Raw genomic sequence first — 17155 nt, 5'->3', positions numbered from 1 at the left:
GCCCGCAGCGGGCAAAACAGACTTTTCAAGGAGCACACCATGACGAAGATGCGCACTGTAGACGCAGCCGTCGCCATCTTGGCAAAGGAAGGCGCCATCGAGGCGTTCGGCCTGCCAGGCGCGGCAATCAACCCCTTCTATTCCGCGATGCGGGCCCATGGCGGAATCCGCCACACCCTGGCCCGCCACGTTGAAGGCGCCAGCCACATGGCTGACGGCTACTCCCGAGCGGCGGACGGAAACATCGGTATCTGCATCGGCACCTCGGGCCCCGCAGGAACGGACATGATCACCGGCCTGTACGCGGCTTGGGCAGATTCCATCCCCATGCTCTGCATCACCGGCCAGGCTCCCGTTGCCAAGCTGCACAAGGAAGACTTCCAGGCCGTGGACATCGAGTCCATCGCCAAGCCGGTCACCAAGATGGCCATGACCATCATGGAACCGGGCCAGGTTCCGGGTGCCTTCCAGAAGGCCTTCCAGCTCATGCGCTCCGGCCGTCCGGGCCCGGTCCTGCTGGACCTGCCGTTCGACGTGCAGATGGCCGAGATCGAGTTCGACATCGACGCTTACGAGCCAATCGCCGTCGAGAAGCCGAAGGCCAGCCGCAAGCAGCTGGAAAAGGCACTGGACATGCTCACCGCGGCCGAGCGGCCGCTGATCGTTGCAGGCGGCGGCATCATAAACGCCGGCGCTTCCGCGCAGCTGGTTGAGCTGGCCGAACTGCTGAACGTTCCGGTCATCCCCACCCTGATGGGCTGGGGCACCATCCCTGACGACCACCCCCTGATGGCCGGCATGGTGGGACTGCAGACCTCGCACCGCTACGGCAACGAGACCATGCTGGCCTCTGACTTCGTGATCGGCATCGGCAACCGCTGGGCCAACCGCCACACCGGCGGCCTGGACACCTACACGGCCGGCCGTAAGTTCGTGCACATCGACATCGAGCCGACGCAGATCGGCCGTGTGTTCTCGCCGGACTTCGGCATCGCGTCCGACGCCGGTGCGGCGCTGGACGGGCTGATCGAGCTGGCCCGCGAGCGCCAGGCAGCCAAGTCCCTGCCGGACTACTCCGCTTGGGTTGCCGAGTGCATCGCCCGCAAGGGTTCCCTGCAGCGCAAGACCCACTTCGAGAACGTGCCGATCAAGCCGCAGCGCGTATACGAGGAGATGAACAAGGCCTTCGGCAAGGACACCACTTACGTGTCCACCATCGGCCTGTCGCAGATCGCCGGCGCACAGCTGCTGCATGTCTTCGGCCCGCGCAAGTGGATCAACGCCGGCCAGGCAGGCCCCTTGGGCTGGACCGCACCGGCCGCCCTGGGCGTTGTCCGCGGCAAGCCGGACGAGACCGTTGTTGCCCTGTCCGGTGACTACGACTTCCAGTTCATGATCGAAGAACTGGCCGTGGGCGCACAGTTCAACCTGCCGTACATCCACGTGGTGGTGAACAACTCGTACCTGGGCTTGATCCGCCAGTCCCAGCGCGGTTTCAACATGGAACAGAACGTGTCCCTGGCGTTCGAGAACATCAACTCCCCGGAGACCAACGGTTACGGCGTGGACCACGTCAAGGTGGCCGAAGGCCTGGGCTGCAAGGCCATCCGCGTGGAAAACCCGTCCGACCTGCCCGCCGCCTTCGACAAGGCCAAGGCACTCATGGGCGAGTTCAAGGTTCCCGTGGTGGTTGAAGTGATCCTGGAAAAGGTCACCAACATCTCCATGGGTGTTGAAATCAACGGCGTGAACGAGTTCGAAGAGCTGGCCGAGCGCGGCGCGGACGCCCCCACGTCGATCATCGCCCTGCTGGACTAGTAAGTACTGAAGGAGGTACGGAATGCGTGTGGTCATAGCCCCGGACAAGTTCAAGGGATCGCTGTCCGCCCCCGAGGTCGCCAGCCGCTTGAGCACCGGACTGCGGGCTGGATTTGCGGCCAGCCGCCCGGGCGAGGACTTTGAGACCACGCTGATTCCAGTGGCCGACGGCGGCGAAGGGACTCTCGACGCCGCCGTCGGCTCCGGCTTCACCCGCCGCTGCGCCACGGTCACCGGCCCCATGGGCCAGCCGATCAGGGCAGAGTTCGCGGTCCGCGGCGAGGAAGCGGTCATTGAAATGGCGGCGGCCTCCGGGCTCGCGATGCTGCCAGGCTTCGGCGACGGCAGCGCCCCGAACTCCGAAACTGCCAAAAGCTCAACGAGCCTGGGCACGGGCGAACTCATCCGCGCCGCCCTGGACCTCGGCTGCCGGCACATCATCCTCGGCGTCGGCGGCAGCGCCAATACCGACGGCGGCGCCGGCGTCCTGCAGGGCCTCGGTGCGGTCCTCCTCGACGCCGACGGCAACGAACTCCCCGGCGGCGGCGCAGCACTCGCCCGGCTCGACCGGATCGACTTCTCGAACCTGGACGTCCGCTTGGAGGTCACCGAGTTCGTCCTCGCGTCCGACGTCGACAATCCCCTTTTGGGCCGCACCGGCGCCGCCGCGATCTTCGGACCGCAGAAGGGCGCGACGCCGGACGATGTCGCCTCGCTCGATGCGGCCTTGGCCCATTTCGTGCAAGTTCTCGCCAGCGAGATCGGTCTCGAAGCCCAGGACGCCGCACAGGCTCCGGGCGCAGGTGCGGCAGGCGGCGTCGGCTACATTGCCATCGCCGCGCTGGGCGCGGCACGCAGGCCGGGCATCGACGTCGTCCTCGAATTCACCGAACTCGAGCAGCGACTGACGGGCGCGGACCTGGTGATCACCGGCGAAGGCAGCCTCGACGAACAGAGCCTGCTCGGCAAAACGCCCATGGGCGTGGCGCGGGCCGCGGCGCGTTCCGGGATCCCTGTGATTGCCGTCTGCGGCCGCAGTACGCTGAGCCCGGAACAAGTTTCGGAGTCCGGTTTCGAGTCGGTCCATGCGTTGACCGGGCTCGAATCCAATGTAGAGAAATGTATAGCTGAAGCAGGGCCGCTGCTTGAAGAATTGGGTAAGCACATCGGCGTGCGCCTATCCGAAAAATCGGCACTCACCCAAGATGCAGCGCGAACCGAGACCAAGGAGCAACTCCATGTCTGAAGAAACCACCACAGCACACGGCCCGTTTGACCTGGTCATCCGCGGCCAGCGCATCCTTACCACCGCAGGCATCACCGCCCGCGAAGTTGGTGTCCGCAACGGCGTGATCGTCGCGATCGAACCTTTGGGCAACGGCCTGCAGGGCACCGAGATCATTGAACTCGCCGACGACGAAACCCTCATTCCCGGCCTGGTGGACACCCACGTGCACGTCAACGAGCCCGGCCGCACCGAATGGGAGGGCTTCGCCTCCGCCACCCGCGCCGCAGCAGCCGGCGGCGTCACCACCATCATCGACATGCCGTTGAACTCCATTCCGCCCACCACCAACGTGGACGGCCTCAAGCTCAAGCGCGAAGTGGCCGAGGACCAGGCGTTCGTGGACGTCGGATTTTGGGGCGGTGCCATTCCGGGCAACAAGAAGGACCTCCGTCCACTGCACGACGAGGGCGTCTTCGGCTTCAAGTGCTTCCTCCTCCACTCCGGCGTGGACGAGTTCCCGCACCTGGACGCGGACGAGATGGAAGAGGACATGGCCGAGCTCAAGTCCTTCGACTCCCTCATGATCGTCCACGCCGAGGACTCCCACTCTATCGACCACGCACCCCACCCCGGCGGCGCACACTACTCCACTTTCCTTGCCTCCCGCCCACGCGGCGCCGAGAACAAAGCCATCGCCGAGGTGATCGAACGCGCCCGCTGGACCGGTGCGCGTGCGCACATCCTGCACCTCTCGTCGTCGGACGCGCTGCCCATGATCGCCACGGCAAAGCGCGACGGCGTGCACCTCACCGTGGAGACCTGCCCGCACTACCTGACGCTCATGGCCGAGGAGATCCCCGACGGCGCCACCGCGTACAAGTGCTGCCCACCCATCCGCGAGGCCTCCAACCGCGAGCTGCTCTGGCAGGGCCTGCAGGACGGCACCATCGACTGCATCGTCTCGGACCATTCCCCCTCTACCCTTGACCTGAAGGACCTGGAAAACGGCGACTTCGCCGTGGCCTGGGGCGGCGTCTCCTCGTTGCAGCTGGGGCTCTCGTTGATCTGGACTGAAGCACGGCACCGCGGAATCTCCCTGGAGCAGGTGGTGTCCTGGATGTCCGAGAAGCCTGCAGCCTTGGCCCGCCTGCACAACAAAGGCCAGCTGGCGCTCGGCTACGACGCCGATTTCTCCATCTTCGCGCCGGACGACGCGTTCGTCGTCGACGTCAAGAAACTCAAGCACAAGAACCCGATCACGCCGTACGACGGCAAGGCGCTCTCCGGCGTCGTACGCAAAACGTACCTGCGCGGGAACGAGATCGACGGCCGGACGCCCAGCGGCAAGCTGATTCGCCGCGGCGGCGTGTAAGGCCACGGCCATGGCCGTCAACGTCCATGCCCCGTACGGGCAACTGCCCGCACGGCTCAACGCCTCGCGGCACCAGGCCGCCCGGCCTTCCGCGCTTCGGCCCGGCCTGCACCCGCGTGGCCTGGCCCTGTGGGTACAGCCCGGCGAAGGCCGCGAGATCGATCCCGAGGTTTGGGCCCGGGCCGCTGAAGCGGTCCTGGCCCGAGCCCGCAAACTTGCTCCGGGAGCGGAAGTCCTCCTTTGGCCCGCCGCCGGAGCCGCAACGTCCGGTGATTCCGGCGCTTCCGACGGCGGCACTCCGCCGGAAGCGTCCGACGCCGGAACCCGCCCCGCCGCGCCGTCGCCTGTCTCCCTGGCTGGCCGGCGCAGCAGCGTGGCAGTGGACCTGGCCGCGCACACCGTTCTCCTGGACGGTGTCCCGGTCAGCTTCACGGCGATGGAACACAGCCTTCTTCGCTACCTCGTGGAAAACCTGTCCCGAGCCATCCCACGTGAAGAATTGCAACGTTTTTTGGAGTCACTTGACTGCCCCGGCGCGGCATTCCGGTCGATCGACGTGTATGTTGGACGCGTCCGGCGCAAGCTGGGCTCAGCCCGCCATGTCATCGCCACAGTGCGTGGAGGCGGCTACCAGTTCGTGCCCGGACCAGGCTCCACAGTCCGCGGACCCGCGGAATACTGCATCTAGGTAGCCCGTTACATCTTTAGATTGATCGCCGGCCACGGCGGTTGCCCGACAAGTCAAGGATCGAAACATGACCCAGAAACTCCTCGCCGGAACCCAGGCCCCCGATTTTGCGCTGCTTAACTCCGAAGGCCAGAAGGTCTCCCTGTCCGATTACCGCGGACGCAACGTCATCGTGTACTTCTACCCCGAAGCCGCCACCCCTGGCTGCACCACCGAGGCCTGCGACTTCCGCGACAGCCTGTCCAGCCTGCAGTCCTCGGGCTACGAAGTCCTGGGCATCTCCCCCGACGCTCCGGAAAAGATCGCACGCTTCGTCGGCGACTTCTCGCTGACTTTCCCGCTCCTCTCCGACGAAGACCACGCTGTGGCGCTGGCTTACGGTGCCTGGGGCGAGAAGCTCGTGAACGGCGAAGTGGTGGACGGCCTGGTCCGCTCCACCGTAGTGCTCGACGGCGAAGGCAAGGTCAAGCTGACCCAATACCAGGTCAAGGCCCAGGGCCACGTAGCCGCGCTGAAGGCGGAACTGGGGCTGTAGGCTTCCCAGGTCTGTAAGCGCCGGGCCGCGACGCTCCCTCACATATAAGGCCCGCCCGCGCGACGCCCCCTCACATATAAGCCCAAACGACGGAATCCTCCTGCAGATGATCTGCAGGAGGATTCCGAACTTTCTGCCCATAGGTGAGCGAGCGTCCGGGCTAGTTACCGCCAGCGGTGTTCCATGCCTCTTCGGACACGGGGATCCACCACTCGCGTGTTTTGCCTTCCCCGATATATTCGGGCCAGCGGAAATCCGTCGGCGCAGTGAAATCGGCAGGAAGCAGAGGTGCCACGGCGCCACGGCGGCGCTTCTCGGCTTCGAACTCTGTCTTCGCCTCCGCCAGCACCTCCGGCGAGGTGAGCAGGTCCAGCACCATCCCGGCAATCATCTTGCCCGTCGCTGTGATGGTGGGGTCGATCGTCTCCGGGATTCCACCCATCGCGGTCATGGCCCAGCCCGGGTATGCGGTGCCTTTCGCGTCGGGCGCCAACGTAGGCCGTGCCGTGTAGAAGCGGATAGTGGGCGCGTACCAGGTCATCTCTACGTAGTCGTCGCTGGTCCAGTTCTGCTGGGTCGCCGGGATGTGCCTGCGCAGCTCCGCCTCGGCTTCCTGCGGACTGATAAGCTCCGCCGTTGCCGGGTGGAACGGATTGTCCATGGGTTCCACCCCGCAGGAGGCTTGGATTTCACGTCCGATCCCCCGGGCCTTCTCATCCAAAACCGGTGCGCCGACAGCGGCGATGTTCTCCCACGCCAGTTGCGCGACTGTGTGGTTGGCGATGCCCGGCCGGTTGCGAGCCACCCAGCGGGAACTAACGCTGCAATGCGAAGCGGCCGCCGCAAGTTCCGCATTGCGATCGAGGACGGCGAGTACTGAATCGGATTCGGCGAGGCTCGGACAACGCCAGGAGTACTGGATCTGGGCCAGTCCCGCAGGCTGATTGTCCGCCGTCGCCTGCCCAGCGGTGAGGATCGCTTCTGACAGCGACCATCCGCCCGCCTGCGGGAGCATGGAATCCTGCGTGGTTTTGGTCAGCGAAAACATCGTGAACAGCGCAGCGTCAGCTCCCGGTGCCCGGGCTGCGGAGTGCGACGAAGGGATGGGACTATCGCCGTACGTATTGTTCCAGCCCTCGGGGTTGTCGCATGTGAAGGTGTAGATCTTGCTGTAGTACGAGCCGCAGTGAGTGTCCCAACGCGCGGTGTTGCAGAGGGGCATCATGTAGAACGGGTGGTACGAGATGATCGCGTCCAGGTTGTCGTAGTAGCCGCGCAGGCCGTGGACCACCTTGGATCCCTGGACTTTTTCGGCTGGCTCACCCGTATAGACCAAGGTGCCCGGTAGGTTGTGGCGTTCGATGGTGTCTTTAGCGGCGAGGAATCCCGCGAGTGTCGAGATGCCCAGAGCCGAATGCGGATCCGTGTGGCCCGGCGCGAAGCGTGACATACCGGCACGGGGCTCCCGTTTAGTTGATGCGGCTTGGCAATTTCCCGGGATTGCATCGTATTCAGCGTAGCCAAGGATCCTCGCGCCGGGTCCGGCGGGACTTGTCCACTCGGCGGCGAACGCGGTGGGCATGCCCCCACTGCCCTCCTCGACCGTGAAGCCATATTCGCGAAGCGTTCTCACATACCAAGCGCAGGACTCGTATTCGCGCCAGGCCGGTTCGGCCAATTCCCAAATATTCGTGTGCCAGGCGGAAAGCTGCTCCTTCTGCTGGTCCACCCACCCCCATGCCGTGGCCTTCAATTCGAAGTTTTTGATCGTCCCGCTCATCGTGTTCCTTCCTAAAGTCGTACAGTCCAAAACCGTTCCCAGACACACCGCCCTCGCCCGGCTGACCCTCGCTCACGTATAGGGGCTTTTCGTCGGACGCTCCATCACTTGCTCCTAGAAAGTGAGCCGCACAGCCGAAGGGCCGCCACAAGTGAGCGAGCGTCGGCCGAAGGGCCGCCACAAGCGAGCCGCACGGCCAAAAACCAGCCATAAGTGAGCGAGAGTCGGGGGAGGGATCGGGGGCGGGGCAGTTACTGGATGCTCACGTGGATGAGGCTCGGTCCCTTGACGGCAAGCGCCTTGGTGACAACGCCGGCAAGCTCGTCGAGGGACTCAACGTTGAACGCAGTCAGCCCGAAGCCTTCGGCCAGGCGCACCCAGTCCGGTTGCGTGAGGTTCACGCCGACCGGAGCCAGGTCGCGGTCCTCCATGTTCTGCCGGATTTCGCCGTAGCCTCCGTTGTTGATGCAGATGATGGGCAGGTCCACGCCCTGTTCCACGGCGGTGATGAATTCCTGAACGGCAAACATGAGCGCCCCGTCGCCGATCAGCCCCACCACCGGACGGTCCGGAGCCGCTATTTTGGCCCCGATCGCGGCCGGCAGTCCATAACCCAGCGTTGCGTATGCGGGCGTGTACAGGAGCTGGTGCGGCTGCTGCATGGGGAAGAAGGACGTGGTCCCGAAGTATGTGATCTGCGAGGAATCACCCGCAATGACGGTGTCCGCCGGCAGCGCGGCCGCGAGGATCTGGTTGATTTGTGCGAGCACGGGCGCCATGGAGCGGGCTTCTTCCTGCAGCTCGCGGCGCAAAGGGTCCAGTTCCGGAGCGGAGGCCGGCCCATGCCCTGCGAGCGCCGCGAGCAGTTGGCGTACGACGGCGGACGCGTTGCCCAGGAGCTCGACGTCCGGCGCAAGATTGCATTGCAATTGGGACGGATCGATGTCAATGCGGATGCAACTCCCCTGCGGCACAATCTTGCCGCCCCATAGCTCCGACTCGCCCACCTTCGAGCCGATCACCAGCAGCGCGTCCGAGGAATTGCAAAGATCCTGTGCCGCTGCGAGCCGGATTTCCGAACCAAGGGACAACGGATGGGCTTCCGGAACAGCACCCTTGCCATTGATTGTGGTCACCACGGGTGCTTGCAGGAGTTCTGCAAGTTCGAGGAGCGCGCCGCCGGTTCCGAGCGAACCGCCCCCGGCCAGGATCACCGGATTCGACGCCCGGCGGAGGATGTCCGCCGCGGCGGCAACGGCGTCGTCGGCTGCCGCTTTCGGCGCACCCAAGGGGCGGGCTTCCAGGGCGGAAGGGTCGACGTCGGACGCGCCCTCCAGCACGTCCAGCGGGATCTCGATGTGGACGGGACGCGGCCGCCCGTGTGTGAAGAAGGCGAAGGCTTCGTGAATCAGCTCAACGGCTTCGCTGCCGCTGGATACACGCGTGCTGCGCCCGATCAGGGCGCGGACCGCACCGGTGGGGTCCTTGGTTTCGTGCAGCAGCCCGATGTCCGAGAATTCACTGCCTCGTGGCGCGCCCGGGGACAGGATGATCATCGGCCGGGACTCGCAATAGGAAGTGGCCGCAGCGGACATCGCGTTGAGCAGGCCGGGTCCGGAAGTGGTGATCACGACGCCGGGAAGCCCCTTGAGCTGGCTCCATCCGTCGGAGCCGTACCCGGCTCCTTGCTCGTGGCGGGTGGTTACGGGATGGATGCCGAGCGGCTCCAGGTGCCGGTAGAACTCGAGGTTGTGGGTGCCGGGAATCCCGAAGATGGCGTCGATCCCATAGTTCCGCAGCGTGGTCATGACGGCGAGGCCGACGTTGTTGGTGGGGATGGAACTGGTCAAGGTTGGATCCTTTGATTGTGGCCTAGAGGACTTTGGAGAGGAACGCCTTTGTTCGCTCGTGCTGGGGGCGGGTGATGATCTCGTTGGGATCGCCGGCTTCGACGATGACGCCGCCGTCCATGAACGCCACGACGTCGGCCACTTCGCGGGCAAAGCCCATCTCGTGCGTCACGACGATCATGGTCATGCCGTCGCGAGCCAGCGCTTTCATGACGTCCAGGACTTCGCCCACAAGTTCGGGATCAAGCGCTGAGGTTGGCTCGTCGAAAAGCATGAGGTCGGGCTTCATGGACAGGGCCCGGGCAATGGCCACACGCTGTTGTTGGCCGCCGGAGAGCTGGGCCGGGTAGTGCCCCGTGCGGTCGGCGAGGCCCACTTTGGCCAGGAGCCCGCGGGCTTCGGCCTCGGCTTGGGCCTTGGGAATCTTGAGGAGCTTCACCGGGCCCATCATCACGTTTTCGAGGGCCGTCATGTGGCCGAAGAGGTTGAAGGACTGGAACACCATGCCAATCCGGGAGCGGCGCTTGTTGATGTCCCTCTGGTGTGCCTCGATCAGCCTGTCGCCGTGGACCTCGTAGCCGATCATGCGGCCACCCACCAGGATGGTTCCGGAACTGGTGGTTTCGAGGTGGTTGACGCAGCGGAGCAGGGTGGACTTGCCCGAGCCTGAGGGGCCGATCAAGCATGCCACTTGTCCCGATTCGACCGTGAAGTTGATGCCTTTGAGGACCTCCATGCCGGAGAAATCCTTGTGCACGTTGAGGAACTGGACTTCAGACATTGCTGTTAAGCCTTTCGTGCCTGGATGTTGTTGCCGCGGGAGTACCGCTTCTCAATGCGCGCCTGGACGAGCGAGAGGATGGTGGTGAGCAGGATGTACCAGAGGCTCGCCACGATCAGCAGCGGGATCTGCTGGAGGTTGCGCGCGTAGATCTGCTGGGTGTTGTAGAGCAGGTCCCCGACGCCGATCACGATCACCAACGACGTGGTCTTGAGCATGGAGATGGTCTCGTTGCCCACGGGCGGAAGGATGATTTTCATGGCTTGCGGGATGACCACGTGGCGCAGGGTTTCCATCCGGCTGAAGCCCATGGCGTGGGAAGCCTCGGACTGTCCCGCGGGAACACCCATCAGGCCGGCCCGCACGATTTCTGCCATATAGGCGCCCTCGTTCAAGCCCAGGCCAAGGATGCCGGCCACGAACAGCGGCAGGACGTCGTTCGTGTTCCATTCCACCAACATAGGACCGCCGGGGATGCCGACGCCGATGGTGGGAAACAGTACGGCAGCGAAGCCCCAGAAAAGCATCTGCACCAAGAGCGGAGTGCCACGGAAGAACCAGATATAGGCACCCGCCACGCCACGGAGGAGCGCGTTGTCCGACATCCTCATGACCGCGATCACCAGACCGATCACGAGTCCGAGGACCATGGCGATCACCGTGAGTTCGATGGTGGTCAGAAGGCCGTTGAGGATGCGGATATCGAACAAGTACTTGGCCACGGTGGGCCAGCCGAAGCCGGGGTTGGTGACGATGACGTAGGCGCCCATGAGCGCGAACAGTCCCACCAACACCATCGCGACCAGTTGCCCTGGCCGCTTGCGCTTGAGGACAGGCCGCGAGGCCAGCTCCGCGAAATCATGCCGTGCCTCGGCGGTGATGGGCCGGTCAGACACGGTCATGACCCCGCCGGCGGGTTGATCTCAGACTTGGTGACAATGCCGGACTTGAGGTTCCAAGCCTCCATGATCTTGGCGTACGTTCCATCGTCCATGAGGGACTGGACCGCGGCCTGGAATGCTTTGGACAGGCCGCCGTCGTCCTTGGGGCTCACCACGCCGGACAGGGACGGTTCCACGAGGATGGAGTCCACGGAGGTAAACGCGTCCGGCTGCAGCTGGGCGTAGTAACCGGTGAGGGCGTTGTCCGCCACTAGTGCCTGGGCACGGCCCGAGGCTAAAGCCTGGTTGACGTTGTCCTGCTGGGGCAGCAGCAAGGAAACAGGCTTGTCCTTACCTGCGTCCGCACATTTCTTGTCGAATGACGGCAGCAAGCTCAGCGCCTGGGTGGTCCCGGTCTGGGCAGCCACGGTCTTGCCGCAGAGGTCCAGCTCCGATTTGATGCCCAGCGGATTGCCCTTTTTGACCATGACGGACGTTCCTCCGCGCATGTAGCTGACCATGTTGACCTTGTCCTTGCGCTCCTCCGTGATGGAGAAAGCTGCCCAGGAAGCGTCGTACCGCCGGGCCTCGATGCCGGCCAGGATGCCATTGAAGTCGGCCTTTTCGATGTTGATGGTGATGCCCATCTTCTTCGCGACGGCCAGCGCCATGTCCGGCTCAAGTCCGACGATCTTGCCCTGGTCGTCGGTGAAGTCGATGGGGGCGTAGGTGGGGTCCGTCACGAGGGTCAGCGACCCCTTGCTCTTGATGGCGGCCGGAAGCAGCGCCTGAACCTTGGAATCGGGCTTCACGGCCTGCGCGAGTTCCTGGCCGCTCTGGCTGCTTTGGCCGCTGGCCGACGCATTGCCGGATGCGGTAGCGGCCGCACCTTCGGTATTGGAGCAAGCCGTCGTCAACGCCAAAAAACTGATGGCTGCCGCTGCCACGAGCGGGCTTTTCACGCCTTTGCGCATCATTTGTGGATCTCCGGTTCGGGTCGGGTTGAAATAACAATATGTTCAACTTATTGTGAGATGAGTAACAACGCGTGTCAAGGGACCATGGCAACATCATGGAGAGATGACTAAGGGCACCCACAAGGCGCCCGCCGGATCAGCGCGACCAGTCAAACGAAGGAGCAACGGCATGAGCGAGACAAACCCGGGCCGCCGCACACGAAGCGTCACGGCCGAAGCCATGGCCGAACGCCGGCAGAACATCCTGCACCATGCCTCGCAGGTGATCGCCCGCCAAGGCGTGGAGGGTTGCTCCTTCGCCGAACTCTCCGAGGCCTCGGGCTTCAGCATCGGCATGATCCAGCACTACTTCCGGCACCGGGAGAGGTTGATCGGCGCGGCGGTGGAGTACCGCATCGACGAATCCCTCGCCGAATGGCAGCGCATCTACGATCAGGGCACCAACGCAGTGGAACGCCTGCACGATCTCCTGACCTTCTCCATCCAAAGCGACACCCCCTTCGAAGAAGCCTGGGGTTTCTGGTTGCAGATCTACGCTGCAGCCCACAAGAACTCCGAGATCCGGGACAGCGTCGCAGCAGTCTGGACCTCATGGCGCGGCCTGTTCGTCCGGGCGCTCGAGGAGGCCGTGGACGAGAAATTGATCCAGCCAGCCATCGATATTGACGAAGTGGCCACCCTGCTTCTGGCCACGATCGATGGACTCGCGATCCAGTCCCTGAACGGGGTCCACAGCTTCACGCCCGCCGAAATGATCGAAACGCTGCACCGCTTTGCTGCCCGGGAGTTCGGCATCGACGCCGGAGAATTCATCTTCGCGAAGCGCTCCAAGCTCGTGGACGCGCACTAGGACACGCGCCAACTCGCGCCCTGGAACGGGGCGCCACAACAACACAAAGGACCACCATGACCACCACTGCGGAACTTTCACATACAAGCCGGATGGCCAAGCGGGCGGCCGGCTTCCAGCCCTCCCCCGTCCGCGCCGTCTTCGATGTGTCCATGCAGCCAAGCATGATCTCCCTAGCCGGCGGCAACCCCTACCTACCTGCGCTGCCGATGGAGCGCATCGCCGCCATGGCGTCCGACGTCGTAACTCGCCGCGGGCTGGAGGCCCTGCAGTATGGCTCGGGGGCTGGAACCGAGGAACTGCAAGCCCTGATCTGCCAGGTCATGGAGCTCGAGGGTATAAAGACGTCCCCCGAAAACGTGCAAGTCACCGCAGGCTCGCAGATGGCGCTGGAGCTCGTCACCAAGCTCTTCTGCGACCCGGGAGACGTCGTAATCGCGGAGGGACCAAGCTACGTGGGGGCGCTCGGCGTGTTCGAAGGCTTCCAGGCCGAGGTGGCACATGTGGCGATGGACAACGACGGCGTCGATCCCGACCGCCTCCAAGACGTCATTTCCGGGCTCAAAGCCGACGGCAAGACCATCAAGTTCTTCTACACGGTCCCCAACTTCAACAACCCCTCCGGCATCAGCCTTTCCCTGGAGCGTAGGCAGCGTGTGGTGGACATTTGCCGCGCCGAGGGCGTGCTGATCGTCGAGGACAACCCCTACGGCCTGTTGAGCTTCGACGGCACGCTCAAGCCGGCCATGCACACGCTGGACCCTGACAACGTGTTCTACCTTGGTTCGTTTTCCAAGATCTTCGCCCCCGGCTTGCGCGTCGGTTGGGTAGTGGCTCCCCATGATGTGCGCAGCCGCCTCCAGATCGCCTCCGAGGCAACCACTATCTGCCCCTCGGTCTTGAGCCAGCTGGTGGTGGAGCAATACATCAGCAGCTTCGATTGGCAGGACCAGATTGCCGCATACAGTGCCGTCTACTCCTCCCGTTGCAAGGCAACCCTGGACGCCCTGGCTGCTTACATGCCCGAAGGAACCAAGTGGACCACGCCCACCGGTGGCTTCTTCACCTGGGTCACGCTGCCTGAGGGCATCGACACCGAGCACGTCCTCACCGCAGCCATCGAGGCAGGAGTCGTGTTTGTGCCGGGCAGCGCCTTCTACGCCGACGGCGGTGGCAGCAACCAGCTCCGCATCGCCTTCTCGTACGCCCCGGAAGAGCAGCTCACCGAGGGTGTCAAGCGCCTCGCGGAGGTCATCCGCCGGGTCTGAACCTTCGCCAAGCAGCACGAAACCCCGACGGCGGCACTCACCTGGGTGCCCGGTTGCTGGCAGAAATCGGGCAAAAGACCGGCATGGGACGGTCATTCCGCGGTATGCTTGGGAATCTAGGGGTAGGAGTCCGACATGTCAATTGGGCCAGGAGGGCCGCGGCATCGAGCCAGGTCCGTCTTCATGAAGACCTCGGAGGTCGTTCAGGAACTTTGCGATGTCCTGACATCCAAGCTGGTGGCGGCCCTCGCCGGAGTCAAGGATTCGGGCCAGGTCCGCAAATGGGCCCGCGGAGAGCTGGAACCGACCCAACCCGCTGAGCAGCGTCTCCGTTTTACCCTCGACGTCATTCAGGAAATAGGGGGAACCCACGGACAGAAAGTGGCTCAGGCCTGGGCCCTGTCCATCAACCCGCGTCTGGACTACCAATCGCCCATCCAGGCGATCCGGGAGGATCGGTTCCAGGAAGTGGCAGCGTCCGCCAAGGCACTTCTGGAAGATGCCTACGACGCATGATCCGCCGACAATGCACGAAGACGGGCCTTTCCATTGTGGAGGGGCCCGTCACCATGTTCCGGGTCTCAGTTTCCAAAGCCGGGCGTGGGCCGCTGAACCCGCTCGAACGCCCGTTTGACCCGGCTATTGATCGTCGGGGCTGGAGCCGGTTCGACACCCCCGGGCTGACCATCTACGGCGCTGACCTCCGAGTTACCGCGTTCACTGAGTCCCTCGCCTTTAAGGCACCTTCGGCGCGGAACTACGCCGCGTTGGCCGAAATCGCCGGATTCCTTGGCGTTGAACTTAATGAGCTCTTGGACGAGCTGCGCAACAAGGGCCTACCTGTGGACGGTATGGACTCCGATTGGCGTCTTGACCGTGAGATCTACAGTCTCAGTTTCCCGACCCTCCCATGGGTCGACCTAACCCACCCCGACTCCGTCGTCGCCATCAAGGCTTCCGGTATTGCCGCCGCAGACCGTATGACTGTCGCTGACCTGACCGGCGACGATAGGACGCTTACGACCGCCGTGGCCCAATGGATCCTGGCCCAACGCCTGGATGACGGCAGCCAGCCGGCCGGGCTAAGGTATCCGTCAAAATTCGGTTTCACCGACGGCGACTACTGCTACGCCGGCTTCATCGCGGAGCCAAATAGCGGCTGTGAGTGCCGTGGATCGGCGTTCGCCGTGAATGACCCCGACCTGATCGAAGCCGTCAGGCGCACTGGAGTCCAGGTCAGCTGAGTCTTCGAAACCCCGACGGCGGCACTCACCTGGGTGCCGACGTCGGGGTTTAACCGTGTTTGCCTCTGCCGTCCTGACCCTCTTTGATTCTCAAACCGGCTCGACACGCCGGAATGAGGGTGTGTCGAGCGGGTTGCCGGTCTCAAACAAGGTCAGGACGGGAGCCCGCCAACCCGGCAGGCCTCGTTAGCCTGCGTACACCCGCACTCCGTTGACCCAGGTCTCCACAACCTCGATGCTGCTGATGTCCCCCTCGGGCGCCTCCAACGGATCCCCGGCGAGGATCACGAAGTCGGCCAGCTTGTCCGGCTCCAGGGAACCGAGGTCCTTCTCACGCCCCATGGCCCGTGCACCGTTGATGGTGTGGGCGCGGAGGGCTTCGACGACGTCGATCTTAAGATCATCCGAGCCCAACTGGACGCCGGAGCGGGTCTTGCGGGTCACGGAGGTCTGGATGGCTTCCAGCGGCCGGGGATCGGCCACCGGCGCATCGGAGCTCATGGTCACAGGAACTGCTGCGGCCACGAATTCGCCGAGGGGGTTGAATCGCTCGCCCGGGGAGCCGATGGCATCCGTGACGCCTGGACCCCAGTTGTAGTAATGCTGGGGCTGGTTGACCGGCATGATGCCCAGCTGGGCCATCTTGTCGATCTGCTCCAGCGTTGGCAGCCCGCAGTGCTCAATCCGGTGCCGGTGGTCTGCCCGCGGGCTCTCCGCAAGAGCTTCGGTAACCGCGTCCAGCACCAATTGGATGGCAGTGGGCGACTGCGCGTGGGTTGCCGTCTGCAGCCCGGCACTGTGCGCCTTGGCCACGAGGGCCCGGTACTCGGCAGGCTCGTGGTAAAGCGAACCGGTGCGGCAGGGGTCGTCCCGGTAGCCCTCCGGGAAGTACGCAGTCCAGCCGCCGAGGGTGCCGTCCGCATAAAGCTTGATGCCGGCGAAGGAGAGGAGGGAATCGCCGAACTTGTCCACGAGACCCAGTTCCAGCACCTCGTCCAGGAGGCTCGAGAGGAAGTAGGCGTTGATGCGCGTCACCAATTCGCCCCGCTCCACGAGGTCCAGGTAGGCGCCGAATTCACGCTTGGTCACCTGGGCATCGCCGATAGTGGTCACGCCGTGGCTGAGGAACTCGCGCTGGGCGCGCAGCAGCTGGGCGCGGTGGTGCTCCTTGCTGTCTCCGAGGTGGAAGTTGGGACCGTGGTGCCCGAGTTTGACGCCTTCGTCCCCGGTGAGGATGTCGCAGGCGGCGTCAGAAAGTTCACCGGTGAGCTCGCCGTCGGAATCACGGAAGAACGTGCCGCCCGGGGGGTTGGGAGTGTTGCGGTCCACTCTGGCCTTCGCAAGCACGTACGAGTTCACCACTCCGCCGTGGCCGCTCGCGTTCATGACGTACACCTCGCGCGTGGTGGAGACGGTGTCGAATTCCTGCCGCGTGGGGTGGCGCTGTTCGGCCAGGTTGCGGTGCTCGTAGCCGTAGCCCCGAATCGGAGTGTCCCCCGGGTTGTCAGCGGCGGCCTTGGCCAGCAGTTCCAGCATGGTGGGGATGTCCGGCGCCGCTTCGGGCCCGCAATCCACCCAGGACAGCAGCTGGCCATACATCAGAGGGTGCGCGTGCGGATCGATGAAGCCGGGCACCAGCGTGCGGCCCCGGAGGTCGACGACGTCGGGCACCGCCGTCGTGAGCTTAAGCGCCGCGTCGCGGCACTCCTTTGGCGTCCCGACGGCGGCAACACGGTTGCCGATGACCAACATCGCCTCCGCGACGGAGTTCAGGGCGTCAACGGTCCGGATGCGGCCGCCGGAGAACAGCGTCGCGGCGGGAGCGATCGGGGAAATTTCATGAGATGCCAGGAATGACATGGGAATGACCTTTGCGTGTTGAA

15 protein-coding genes are annotated in these 17155 nt (G+C 64.3%); 9 read left to right on the top strand and 6 right to left on the bottom strand.

Features of this window, described 5'->3' with window-relative positions:
• The first annotated feature begins 39 nt into the window (after positions 1 to 39).
• The 5 genes from gcl to bcp all read left to right on the top strand — a co-directional run bounded on the left by gcl (position 40) and on the right by bcp (position 5641).
• Positions 40 to 1818 carry a glyoxylate carboligase gene (gene gcl, locus OW521_RS14215; RefSeq protein ID WP_268020279.1) on the top strand — a complete coding sequence of 593 codons (1779 nt, stop codon included), beginning with the start codon at positions 40 to 42 and terminating at the stop codon, positions 1816 to 1818.
• A gap of 22 nt (positions 1819 to 1840) precedes the next feature.
• Positions 1841 to 3064: a glycerate kinase gene (locus OW521_RS14210; protein WP_268020278.1), complete on the top strand. Its 1224-nt coding sequence runs from the start codon at positions 1841 to 1843 to the stop codon at positions 3062 to 3064.
• Positions 3057 to 4418, top strand: a complete 1362-nt coding sequence (allB, locus tag OW521_RS14205; protein WP_268020277.1) for an allantoinase AllB — start codon at positions 3057 to 3059, stop codon at positions 4416 to 4418. The genes OW521_RS14210 and allB overlap by 8 nt, the downstream gene beginning before the upstream one ends.
• A 10-nt stretch (positions 4419 to 4428) precedes the next feature.
• Positions 4429 to 5106 carry a winged helix-turn-helix domain-containing protein gene (locus OW521_RS14200; RefSeq protein WP_268020276.1) on the top strand — a complete coding sequence of 226 codons (678 nt, stop codon included), beginning with the start codon at positions 4429 to 4431 and terminating at the stop codon, positions 5104 to 5106.
• Positions 5107 to 5173: 67 nt separating this feature from the next.
• On the top strand, positions 5174 to 5641 hold the full coding sequence (bcp, locus tag OW521_RS14195) for a thioredoxin-dependent thiol peroxidase (RefSeq protein WP_268020275.1): 468 nt from the start codon (positions 5174 to 5176) through the stop codon (positions 5639 to 5641).
• 160 nt (positions 5642 to 5801) lie between these two features.
• Here the strand turns inward: bcp and OW521_RS14190 are convergent, their stop codons facing one another.
• From OW521_RS14190 to OW521_RS14170, 5 genes are all read right to left on the bottom strand, one after another.
• Positions 5802 to 7421, bottom strand: coding sequence for an amidohydrolase (locus tag OW521_RS14190; protein WP_268020274.1), 1620 nt, complete (start codon positions 7419 to 7421; stop codon positions 5802 to 5804).
• 251 nt (positions 7422 to 7672) lie between these two features.
• Entirely contained in the window at positions 7673 to 9271 is a 1599-nt protein-coding gene (locus OW521_RS14185) for a thiamine pyrophosphate-binding protein (RefSeq protein WP_268020273.1), read from the bottom strand.
• Between the two features lie 22 nt (positions 9272 to 9293).
• On the bottom strand, positions 9294 to 10052 hold the full coding sequence (locus tag OW521_RS14180; RefSeq protein ID WP_268020272.1) for an amino acid ABC transporter ATP-binding protein: 759 nt from the start codon (positions 10050 to 10052) through the stop codon (positions 9294 to 9296).
• Between the two features lie 5 nt (positions 10053 to 10057).
• Positions 10058 to 10954 carry an amino acid ABC transporter permease gene (locus OW521_RS14175; protein WP_268020271.1) on the bottom strand — a complete coding sequence of 299 codons (897 nt, stop codon included), beginning with the start codon at positions 10952 to 10954 and terminating at the stop codon, positions 10058 to 10060.
• Entirely contained in the window at positions 10951 to 11895 is a 945-nt protein-coding gene (locus OW521_RS14170) for an ABC transporter substrate-binding protein (RefSeq protein WP_268020270.1), read from the bottom strand. The genes OW521_RS14175 and OW521_RS14170 overlap by 4 nt, the downstream gene beginning before the upstream one ends.
• 184 nt (positions 11896 to 12079) lie before the next feature.
• Between OW521_RS14170 and OW521_RS14165 the strand changes: the two genes are divergently transcribed.
• The 4 genes from OW521_RS14165 to OW521_RS14150 all read left to right on the top strand — a co-directional run bounded on the left by OW521_RS14165 (position 12080) and on the right by OW521_RS14150 (position 15272).
• Positions 12080 to 12760, top strand: coding sequence for a TetR/AcrR family transcriptional regulator (locus tag OW521_RS14165; protein WP_268020269.1), 681 nt, complete (start codon positions 12080 to 12082; stop codon positions 12758 to 12760).
• A gap of 56 nt (positions 12761 to 12816) precedes the next feature.
• A complete protein-coding gene (locus OW521_RS14160; RefSeq protein WP_268020268.1) occupies positions 12817 to 14028 on the top strand; it encodes an aminotransferase-like domain-containing protein in 1212 nt (403 codons plus the stop codon).
• A 183-nt stretch (positions 14029 to 14211) separates the two neighbouring features.
• The gene (locus OW521_RS14155; RefSeq protein WP_268020267.1) at positions 14212 to 14544 is read left to right on the top strand and encodes a hypothetical protein; all 333 of its coding nucleotides are present in this window, start codon (positions 14212 to 14214) and stop codon (positions 14542 to 14544) included.
• Entirely contained in the window at positions 14541 to 15272 is a 732-nt protein-coding gene (locus OW521_RS14150) for an RES domain-containing protein (RefSeq protein ID WP_268020266.1), read from the top strand. Before OW521_RS14155 ends, OW521_RS14150 begins: the two co-directional genes overlap by 4 nt.
• 186 nt (positions 15273 to 15458) lie before the next feature.
• Here OW521_RS14150 and OW521_RS14145 read toward each other — a convergent pair whose 3' ends face one another.
• Positions 15459 to 17132, bottom strand: a complete 1674-nt coding sequence (locus OW521_RS14145) for an amidohydrolase (RefSeq protein ID WP_268020265.1) — start codon at positions 17130 to 17132, stop codon at positions 15459 to 15461.
• Between the last annotated feature and the right edge of the window lie 23 nt (positions 17133 to 17155).

The sequence above is a fragment of the Arthrobacter sp. MMS18-M83 genome (assembly GCF_026683955.1).
Taxonomy (GTDB): Bacteria; Actinomycetota; Actinomycetes; order Actinomycetales; family Micrococcaceae; genus Arthrobacter.
Note: the sequence above shows the minus strand (reverse complement) of the source record. Positions and strands in the feature narration are given on the sequence as shown.